Origin of the sequence: Acinetobacter stercoris, assembly GCF_900323515.1 — a bacterium.
Taxonomy (GTDB): Bacteria; Pseudomonadota; Gammaproteobacteria; order Pseudomonadales; family Moraxellaceae; genus Acinetobacter; species Acinetobacter stercoris.
This window is the reverse complement of record NZ_OOGT01000019.1, coordinates 23999-30765: the sequence shown is the minus strand read 5'-3', so window position 1 is coordinate 30765 and position 6767 is coordinate 23999. Positions and strand designations below refer to the sequence as shown.

6 protein-coding genes are annotated in these 6767 nt (G+C 38.6%); 3 read left to right on the top strand and 3 right to left on the bottom strand.

All coding sequences use genetic code 11. The features are described from left to right. Positions 1 to 280: NAD(P)/FAD-dependent oxidoreductase (locus KPC_RS03580; RefSeq protein ID WP_121973045.1), on the bottom strand; the 280-nt coding region annotated here is incomplete at its 3' end. 130 nt (positions 281 to 410) lie between these two features. Between KPC_RS03580 and KPC_RS03575 the strand changes: the two genes are divergently transcribed. Further along, positions 411 to 1265, top strand: a complete 855-nt coding sequence (locus tag KPC_RS03575) for an IclR family transcriptional regulator (protein ID WP_121973044.1) — start codon at positions 411 to 413, stop codon at positions 1263 to 1265. 361 nt (positions 1266 to 1626) lie between these two features. Here KPC_RS03575 and KPC_RS03570 read toward each other — a convergent pair whose 3' ends face one another. Together KPC_RS03570 and KPC_RS03565 are read right to left on the bottom strand one after the other, a co-directional pair. Then, positions 1627 to 2868, bottom strand: a complete 1242-nt coding sequence (locus KPC_RS03570; RefSeq protein ID WP_121973043.1) for an MFS transporter — start codon at positions 2866 to 2868, stop codon at positions 1627 to 1629. Between the two features lie 114 nt (positions 2869 to 2982). Continuing rightward, positions 2983 to 4137: an acyl-CoA dehydrogenase family protein gene (locus tag KPC_RS03565; RefSeq protein ID WP_121973042.1), complete on the bottom strand. Its 1155-nt coding sequence runs from the start codon at positions 4135 to 4137 to the stop codon at positions 2983 to 2985. A gap of 313 nt (positions 4138 to 4450) precedes the next feature. Between KPC_RS03565 and KPC_RS03560 the strand changes: the two genes are divergently transcribed. Both KPC_RS03560 and KPC_RS03555 read left to right on the top strand, forming a co-directional pair. After that, on the top strand, positions 4451 to 5230 hold the full coding sequence (locus tag KPC_RS03560; protein WP_121973041.1) for an enoyl-CoA hydratase: 780 nt from the start codon (positions 4451 to 4453) through the stop codon (positions 5228 to 5230). 23 nt (positions 5231 to 5253) lie between these two features. Then, complete coding sequence (locus KPC_RS03555; RefSeq protein WP_121973040.1) at positions 5254 to 6765, top strand: 3-hydroxyacyl-CoA dehydrogenase; 1512 nt, start codon at positions 5254 to 5256, stop codon at positions 6763 to 6765. Positions 6766 to 6767 lie beyond the last annotated feature (2 nt).

Genomic DNA, 6767 nt, shown 5'->3' with positions numbered 1-6767 from the left:
GGGTAAAGAAGGTTCTGTCTTCAGTCACAGGAACGTTTAAAGGAGCGCCTTCTTCTTTCCAGTTAGGGAAAAGTTCGTTGATTGCACGCGGTTCAAGTACAGCACCGGAAAGGATATGCGCACCAACTTCGGAGCCTTTTTCAACGACACAAACAGATAAATCTGGCAGGTTGTTTTCAATTGCTAATTGACGAATTTTAATCGCGGCAGAAAGACCAGCAGGGCCAGCGCCTACGATCACTACGTCAAACTCCATCGATTCACGTTCTATATTGTCCATAATTTTTTCATTTACAGAAGTTAATTTCGCTTAGCGATATGATATATAATAATAATGGAATTATAAAGAAAAAAACTAAAATTAATGTTAAATTAACTGCAAAAGAGATTCTTTTATTTATGGAGCAGCAATGGTTAAACAAAAAGTCCTTTCTACCAATGCAGATTTGGAACAAAAGATTGCTGATAATTTCAAAAAAACATTATTAGAACCAATGCTTGATCTCAAAGAAGATGACGATCGACATTTTGTAACGGCTTTAGCACGTGGCCTGGAGCTTTTACGCTGTTTTTCTGGGCGTAGAGAAGTGCTTGGAAATCTGGATTTATCAAATATGACTGGACTTCCTAAAGCGACGGTAACACGTTTAACACATACACTTGTGCGATTAGGGTATTTGATACAGGTACCAAATTCAACAAAATATCAATTACATACAGGAGTCTTGACATTAGGATATGAGATGCTTGCCAATTTATCTATTCGTGCAATTGCTCATCCACTTATGGAAGAGTTGGCTGAATATACTGAATCGGCAATTGCTATGGCGAGTCGAGATCGCCTAAATATGGTGTATCTGGATGTTGTCCCTGGTAAATCTCATGTGACGATGCGTCGCCATATTGGTTCACAACTTCCTATTCATCTTACTGCTATAGGTAAAGCTTGTTTGGCTGTAATGCCTGATTATGAACGTGATTTTTTATTAGATGCGATTAAAGAAAGAAATGTTGAGAACTGGCCAAAAATAAAAGTTTCTTTAGAAGAGGCTTTTCGATGTTATGAAGAAAATGGTTATTGTCTATCCATGAATGAATGGCATAAAGATGTGAATTCTGTCGCAGTGCCACTTTTACATCAAAAACATGGATTAATGTCATTTAACTGCGGTGGACCAAGCTTTCATTTGACACAAGAAAAATTAGTTGATGATGTAGCACCACGGTTAAAATTGATGGTAGAAAATATTGCACAAAGTATCTGAATTGTATGTTTTGATGTGTTTAAGTTTTTGAAATTTGACTTATTTTTTATTAATGCTAAGGTTGTTTCTACTGAAGTGCGATACTTGAGCAACCTTATCGTTATATTGATTTACAGCATTCAGGAAAAGATGGAAAACTTTATTTTTTAAATTTTTTCTGTTTTTAGAGCAATTTTAGTCTGAAAGAATAGAAGGTATGTAATATGTTTAAGACATTTAAACAACTATTCTGCCAACATGATTTCATTCGATATGAAACTCAACATTTAAATGTCGCAGAATGCGTGAAATGTGGTATTAAATTTCCACATTAGTAAAAAGCAGCCTCAGTTTTAACTGAGGCTTCTTTTTGTTTGATCAATTAATCTGATTTTTGTGGGTCATACATTTTTTCTTTAATGAATAATGCAGGAATTACACCACATATAAGGTAAGCTGCACCCATTACGACAAAACCTAGACCAATAGAACCACCAGAGGCTAGAAAACCAATAGTTGCTGGTGCAACAGCGGCGCCTAAACGACCAATATTATATGCACCACCGATAGCTGTACCGCGAATAGATGTTGGGAAACTTTCTGTCATGTATGTTGCATTAACACCGTAAGGTACGCCATACAAGAAACCAAAAATCACTAGAAGATATAAAATATTTTCAGGCGAGTTATAGAATACAATTAAAGGAAGAAATATTGCAGTACCAATAGCACCGAATGCATAGGTAAAACGGCGACCTAATTTATCAGCCATATAGCCTGCAAGGATTTTACCTAAAATCATTGCGGTATAAGTACCGACCATATACGCGGTCATTTCTTTAAACTTCATACCAAGTTCACTTTCCAGGTAAGAAGGCATCCAGTTATTTACACCATAATAACCGAATTGTAAGAAACCAGCCGTTAATGCCCAGAGAATAAACATATTACGATTACGTTTATCTTGAAAAATGAGCTTGAATGCAGATTCTTTTTTTACTGTAGTTTCAGTAGGTTTATTTAAATGAGCATTTTTCCATGCTTCTGGTTCAGGAACCATAAAGTGCATGAGTATTGCCATGATAATTGGAAGTGCTGCAACATAGAACAACATTCTCCAGCCATGGTCAGGAATGAGCCAGCCTGCAAGTAATGTTGCAACAATATAACCAACTGTCCACCCAGCCTGTAATGTACCGAGTACAGTAGTACGATATTTTGTTGGAACGTATTCAGCCATTAAGGTGTTACAGGCAATATAAAGAGAACCTAAACCTAATGAGGCAAAGAAACGTAAAACACCAAATTCCATAAAGCTGTGGGTAAAACCTAAACCACAGGTTAGAATTGAAAATGTTAAAATTGAGACTACAACAATGCGGACTCGACCGAATTTATCGCATGCCCAGCCACCAAAAATTCCACCAATTGCCATACCGGCAAGGGTAAAACTACCAAGCATCCCCGCTTCAACAGAAGTTAAGCCAAATTCGGCTTTAATGCTGTTTAAGCTATAAGAGAGCAACATTAAATCTGCGCCATCGACCAATAAGGCAAGAAATGCGAAAAAGAATGCAATTTTCCATGTATTTGGTGATATTGCTTTTATTTGAGTTACAGCCATATTCCATTACCACTTGATAAAAAATAAACTCTTTAAGATTTTCCACATGATGTTCTATGTATTTCCCCCGAGAAGATCATATGAAAAATCTAAATTCCTTAAAGAGTTATCGGGTTATTGAGAGATCTCGCGAATCATATTGCGAGCAATGATTACTTGTTGAATCTGTGTTGTACCTTCATATAAACGGAACAAACGAACATCGCGGTAGAAACGTTCAATTGAATACTCACTGATGTATCCAGCACCACCATGGATCTGTACGCAGCGATCAGCTACACGCCCACACATTTCTGTGGCAAACATTTTTGCGCATGATGCTTCTGTACTGACATTTTTGCCCGCATCACGTTTTTGTGCTGCGTCAACCACCATGCATTTGGCTGCATAAATCTCGGCTTTAGAGTCTGCGAGCATGCCTTGAATAAGTTGGAAATTGGCAATCGCTTGTCCAAATTGTTTGCGTTCTACTGCATAATGAAGGGCGTCATCCAGCATGCGTGTGGCAGCACCTACACTAAGTGCAGCGATGTGAATACGACCTTTATCCAGTACTTTCATTGCGGTTTTAAAGCCGACACCTTCTACGCCACCAATCAAGGCTGAAGCAGGGACTTTACAGTTCTCAAAAATGACATCACATGTATGTGCACCTTTTTGTCCCATTTTTTTGTCGCGTTTACCTAATGAAATACCAGGTGTTTTGCTATCAACAATAAATGCTGAAATACCACCAGAGCCCTTAATATCTGGATTGGTACGTGCCATAACCGTAAAAGCTCCAGCATGTGGTGCATTGGTGATAAAACGTTTAGTACCATTTAGAATGTAAAAATCACCATCCTTGACAGCTGTTGTTTTTAATGATGCTGCATCTGAGCCAGAGTTAGGTTCAGTTAAGCAAAATGAACCAATGATTTCACCACGAGCTAAACGTGGTAAGAAATATTGTTTTTGTTCTTCAGTACCATCAATAATGATGCCACTTGAACCGATACCGTTATTTGTTCCAATCAATGAACGAAAGGCAGGAGAAGTACGACCAAGCTCAAAAGCGATATAAACCTCTTCTTCCATGGTTAGACCCAAGCCTTCATATTGCTCTGGAATGGTCAAACCAAAAAGACCTAGCTCTTTCATTTGCTGTACGATTTCTGCAGGAATTTCATCTGTTTCTGCAACTTCATTTTCATGTGGAATGAGTACACCTTCCACAAACTGACGAATCATATCGACCAATTGGTCTAAGGTTTCCTGATCACGAATCATTTTTTACTCCTTGTGAGGATTTCTACAGCAACAAAGGCATTGGCTTACACGCTTTATAAGTTTTGCAATGCTGATCTGTTCAAATTTAAATGGATACTAATCAAAAAAAAAATGCAAAACAATACTTTTAAAAATAAATACCGCACAGCGATATTTAGTTGTGTTGGTGTTTTTATTCTATGTGTTTGATTATTTTTGATTATTTAAATCTAATTAAAAAAATCATCCTTTAGTATGAGTAAAATTTCACTTGGTTTTTGCTAAAAATCATGTATATTGATTTAAATATACCGCTATGCGAAATGAGAAGATTATGGAAAACAATCAGGTATTGCATTTAGAGATAAAAGAAAACGGTGTTGCAATCGTAGAAATTCACCGCCCAGAGGCAAGGAATGCACTTAATCTTGAATTACGCCAGGCTTTATCCGAGACATTTCAGCAATTATCCAAATCTGACGATGTCCGGGCAATCGTATTAACAGGTGGTGAGAAGGTTTTCGCTGCGGGTGCTGACATTAAGGATTTTACGACAGCAACGACTATCGATATGTATTTACGTCATACAGAACAATACTGGCAGAGTATTGTTGACTGTCCTAAACCAATTATTGCTGCTGTGAATGGGTATGCACTTGGTGGTGGCTGTGAGCTTGCCATGCATGCAGATATCATTGTTGCAGGTATATCAGCTAAATTTGGTCAACCTGAAGTCAAGCTGGGACTAATGCCAGGTGCTGGTGGAACCCAGCGTCTATTACGTGCTATTGGGAAATTCCAAACCATGTTGATGGTGTTGACTGGAAAAATGATTGAAGCCAATGAAGCGAAACAAATGGGATTGGTTTCTGAAGTTGTCGATGATGATAAAACAATTGCACATGCATTAGAAATTGCCGAAACAATTGCGGCTTTATCACCTATTGCTGTTCAGCAAATCAAAGAAGTTACCAGTCTTGGACAAGATATGCCACTTCAAAGTGCTTTGACATTAGAGCGTAAAGCATTCCAGATTTTATTTGATACAAAAGATCAAAAAGAAGGTGTGAATGCCTTTTTTGAAAAGCGTAAACCAAATTACACCGGTAAATAATAGAGCATAGCAGGAGAATGAATATGTCAATTCAAACAATGGCGCTTGTCGGTACTGGTGTAATGGGCATGGGAATTGCCCAAATTGCAGCACAGGCTGGTGTAAATGTACTGTTATTTGATGCTCGTGATGGAGCAGCACATACAGGCAAGGAAAAGTTAAAACAGACGCTGGACAAACTCCAGGCTAAAGGTAAATTGACAGAAGATGATGTCAAGGCAACGTTAGAGCGTTTAGTTGTGCTGGATAAACTGGAACAGATTAAAGATGCTGATCTGGTTGTAGAAGCAATTATTGAAAATCTGGAAATAAAACAGACGCTTTTTAAACAGATAGAAGCTGTCATTTCACCAGAAGCCATTCTTGTCTCAAATACTTCTTCATTATCAGTCACAGCATTGGCTACTGCCTGTCAGCATCAAGGTCGTGTTGCAGGTTTTCATTTTTTTAACCCAGTTCCCTTGATGAAAATCGTAGAAGTAATCGCTGGTCTAGTAACAGATGAACATGTTATTGAAGAATTACTCGATTTTGCCAAAAGAATTGGTCATTTGGGAGTGAGAACCAAAGATACTCCAGGCTTTATTGTCAACCATACAGGGCGTGCTTACAGTACAGAAGGTTTAAAAATTCTGGGTGAGGGGGTGACCACTGTTAGTGAAATTGACCGAATTTTGCGTGATGGTGCTGGCTTTAGAATGGGGCCACTTGAACTGTTTGATTTGACAGCACTGGATGTTTCCCATCCTGTTATGGAGTCCATTTACAACCAGTTTTATCAAGAGCCACGTTACCGCCCACATCCATTAACTCGTCAAATGCTTACAGCAGGTCGAGTAGGGCGTAAAGTTGGGCATGGTTTTTATCAGTATGTTGATGGCAAGAAAATTGATGAAGCACCTCTGCAATCAGTTCCGAATATCACGATTTTTGATAAAGTCTGGGTAGCAACTGATCTGGAACAGGATGCTGACATATTAAAGCAATATTTAAATGCACAAGGTATAGAGCTCGACTCTGCTGAAGATCCAGCCAATGATAGTTTATGTATAGTCGCAACTTATGGTGAAGATGCGACGACAACTGCACTCCGTTTAGGGCTGAATCCAGAACATGTTGTTGCTATTGACATGATTACAGACTTTAACCGTCATCGCACACTAATGCCTTCTTTAGCGACTAGCAGACATTATAAAGATCAGGCACATGCGATTTTTGCTAAAGATGGTACCGGTGTCAGTGTCATTGCTGAAAGTGTAGGATTTGTTGCACAACGAACTCTAGCAATGGTCATCAATCTGGCTTGTGATATCGCTCAGCAGCAAATCGCTACAGCATCAGATATTGATCAGGCAGTTAAGCTTGGTTTGGGTTATCCATTTGGTCCACTTTCATGGGGAGATCATCTAGGTGCTGAGCGTATTTTATTAATATTAGAACGTATGAGTGCAATTACCTTAGACCCGCGTTATCGTCCAAGTCCGTGGCTACAACGCCGTGCTCACTTGAATTTATCTCTTTTACACACAGCTTAAGG

Coding starts and splice junctions, on each gene's coding strand:
- KPC_RS03575 (WP_121973044.1), top strand. CDS start 411: ATGGTTAAACAAAAAGTCCTTTCTACCAATGCAGATTTGGAACAAAAG.
- KPC_RS03570 (WP_121973043.1), bottom strand. CDS start 2,868: ATGGCTGTAACTCAAATAAAAGCAATATCACCAAATACATGGAAAATT.
- KPC_RS03565 (WP_121973042.1), bottom strand. CDS start 4,137: ATGATTCGTGATCAGGAAACCTTAGACCAATTGGTCGATATGATTCGT.
- KPC_RS03560 (WP_121973041.1), top strand. CDS start 4,451: ATGGAAAACAATCAGGTATTGCATTTAGAGATAAAAGAAAACGGTGTT.
- KPC_RS03555 (WP_121973040.1), top strand. CDS start 5,254: ATGTCAATTCAAACAATGGCGCTTGTCGGTACTGGTGTAATGGGCATG.